Origin of the sequence: Peribacillus sp. NPDC058002, assembly GCF_042886655.1 — a bacterium.
GTDB lineage: Bacteria > Bacillota > Bacilli > Bacillales > DSM-1321 > Peribacillus > Peribacillus aracenensis.
Window position 1 is genome coordinate 1 of the sequence record NZ_JBHVQU010000347.1, and the last position, 3015, is coordinate 3015.

Here is a 3015-nt window from a genome sequence, read left to right on the forward strand (position 1 = left end):
CGAATACATAGGCCTGTACAATATCATAACCCATGAAAATTTTCGAAACCAAGGCATTGGTGCCATCCTCATGCGTAATTTATTGCATTGGGGTAAAGAAAATGGAGCAAAAAATGCTTATCTTCAGGTGATAAAAACAAACGCGCCCGCTCTAAGCTTGTACGGAAAGTTAGGGTTTGAAGAAAAATATAAGTATTGGTATAGAATTAAAACTAAGGAGTAGAACCACTCCTTTTTTTGTTCCCCTTTTTAAGTGTTGCATCCAATATTCCCTGTGGTCGGTATAGGACATATTTCTCATCATGGGGTCTTTGTACACTGAAATTCTGCAATTGTAAGAAAATCCCGATTGTATTATAATGAAAAGAGTATTGAGAATATTCAGAAGGAGGGGGCAAATGAGCAATAAGCCATGGCAAGCTATTTATCCGGAACAGATACCCGCTGCTTTGTCTTACGAAGATAAACCTCTTTATTCTTTTTTAAAGGAATCAGCCGAAGAATTCCCCGATAAAGTATCGATTCATTTCCAGGGAAAAGAATTAACTTTCCGGGAAGTGCATGAATCTGCTTTAAAGTTTGCAGCCTATTTAAAAAGTATCGGTCTTCAAAAAGGTGAACGCGTTGCCGTCATGCTTCCTAACTGCCCGCAGGGTGTCATAGGCTTTTTTGGGATATTGATGGCCGGCGGAGTCGTGGTTCAAACGAATCCAACCTATACTGAACGTGAATTAGAATATCAAATGAAAGATTCCGGAGCGAAAATAATTTTGGCGATGGATATTTTATTTCCCCGTGTTGCAGCAGTGGCATCAAGAACGGATATAGAACATATAATTGTAACCGCTATCAAGGAATATTTACCTTTTCCGAAAAATCTCATCTATCCTTTTATTCAAAAAAAGCAATACGGCATTGTCATCAATGTGGAGCATGAAGGGAATCATCATTTATTTTCCGAAATCATGAAACGAAAGATGACCGAAGAAGTCACTGTGCCGATCGATGTGGATAATGACCTTGCCCTTTTGCAATATACTGGTGGGACAACAGGCTTTCCCAAAGGGGTCATGCTTACCCATAAGAATATGCTTGCGAATACGAAAATGTGCAATGCATGGCTTTATAAAAATAAGCGCGGTGAGGAAAGGATCCTTGCGATTCTGCCTTTCTTCCATGTGTACGGTATGACTACAGTCTTGGTTCTTTCCGTCATGGAAGGAAACACCATGATCATCATGCCAAAGTTCGATGTCTTAGCGACGCTTAAAACCATCCAAAAACAGAAACCGACCATGTTTCCAGGAGCGCCCACGATGTATATCGGCCTCTTGAACCATCCGGATATCGCTAAATATGACCTTTCTTCCATCAATGCCTGTATAAGCGGTTCTGCATCATTGCCCATAGAGGTTCAAGAACAGTTTGAGAAAATTACCGGCGGGAAACTTGTTGAAGGCTATGGACTTTCCGAAACCTCACCGGTGACCCATGCTAATTTCATCTGGGATCAGCCGCGTGTAAAAGGAAGCATTGGGCTGCCGTGGCCAGATACTGACTCGGTGATTCTGTCCCTGGAAACCTTTGAAGAGCTTCCCCCGAATGAGATAGGCGAAATTGCCATAAAAGGGCCACAGGTAATGAAAGGATATTGGAACCGTCCGGATGAAACGGAAAACACCTTTAGAAATGGCTGGCTGCTTACAGGAGATCTGGGCTACATGGATGAGCAGGGGTTCTTTTATGTGGTCGAGAGGAAAAAGGATACAATCATTGCAGGCGGTTTCAATATATATCCACGAGAGGTGGAGGAGGTGCTATACGAGCATGAGGCCATACAGGAAGTGGTTGTGGCAGGTATCCCTGACCCCTATCGCGGTGAGACCGTTAAGGCCTATGTCGTACTGAAAAAAAATGCCAATGCCACTGAAGAGGAATTGAATGAATTTGCCAGAAAGAACCTGGCTTCCTATAAGGTGCCGCGCAGCTATGAATTCAGGGATGAACTTCCTAAAACGACGATTGGAAAGATCCTGAGAAGAGTCCTTGTCGAGGAAGAAAAGAAAAAGATATCCGAGGAAAGAAAAGAAGCTTAAACTAGCACCCCTTTTAACGGAGCAGCGGAAGAAAGCTCCGTGTTTTGCAGAACGGCTGGACAACCTATGGACGGGGGCTGTACAATGAACTGAAGTGAATGTCAGGACCCCTAGAAGTTTTTGCTTGACAGTAAAGGGTCGTCATTTTATGATAGAAATATGAATGATGATTCATTCATTTTCTGAAAGGGGACATCCAGTGAAAAGCAACAGACCAAAGTATAATCAAATTATTGAAGCGGCCGTTATCGTCATTGCCCAAAACGGTTACTATCAAGCCCAAGTATCCAAAATCGCCAAGCAGGCAGGCGTAGCGGATGGCACCATATATTTATATTTTAAAAATAAAGAAGATATCCTGATATCATTATTCCATGAAAAGATGGGCTCATTCGTGGAACAGATCGAAGAAGAAATAAAAGGGAAGACCACTGCTTCGGATAAACTGAGTGTGCTCATCCAAAAACATTTTAGAAACCTTTCAGAAGACGTGAATTTAGCAATTGTCACTCAGTTGGAATTGAGACAGTCGAATAAAGAATTGCGCCTTAGAATTAATGATGTGTTAAGAGGGTATTTAAATTTAATCGATCAGATCATTATTGAAGGAAAAGAGAACGGCGAATTCCTGCCTGATTTAAATAATTTACTTGCCAGGCAGATGATTTTTGGAACGATTGACGAAACGGTGACGACTTGGGTCATGAATGAGCAAAAGTACTCTCTTCCTGACCTTGCACCAGACGTTCACCGCCTGCTAATTGGCGGCTGTGGCCTGAAAAGTTAACGATTCTTTCGAGGATGGCTAGCCATCCTCGAAAGAATCGATTAATTCTGCTTCCCCTTTTTCGGGAAGTGGTACATATTGAATTTTCAAAAAAGTTCGACTAGCATGCCTGGAGGGATTGATATGGAACTG

At 42.1% G+C, this 3015-nt stretch carries 3 protein-coding genes; all 3 read left to right on the top strand.

Annotated elements, in window-relative coordinates; all coding sequences use genetic code 11:
• Positions 1 to 223: GNAT family N-acetyltransferase (locus tag ACFVSH_RS24795; RefSeq protein ID WP_387708401.1), on the top strand; the 223-nt coding region annotated here is incomplete at its 5' end.
• 175 nt (positions 224 to 398) lie between these two features.
• Complete coding sequence (locus tag ACFVSH_RS24800; protein WP_387708403.1) at positions 399 to 2096, top strand: AMP-binding protein; 1698 nt, start codon at positions 399 to 401, stop codon at positions 2094 to 2096.
• A 199-nt stretch (positions 2097 to 2295) separates the two neighbouring features.
• Positions 2296 to 2883, top strand: coding sequence for a fatty acid metabolism transcriptional regulator FadR (locus tag ACFVSH_RS24805; RefSeq protein ID WP_387708404.1), 588 nt, complete (start codon positions 2296 to 2298; stop codon positions 2881 to 2883).
• Positions 2884 to 3015: the final 132 nt, after the last annotated feature.

Bases quoted from the DNA above. Each gene is read 5' to 3' on its own strand.
- ACFVSH_RS24800 (WP_387708403.1), top strand. From the start codon at position 399: ATGAGCAATAAGCCATGGCAAGCTATTTATCCGGAACAGATACCCGCT.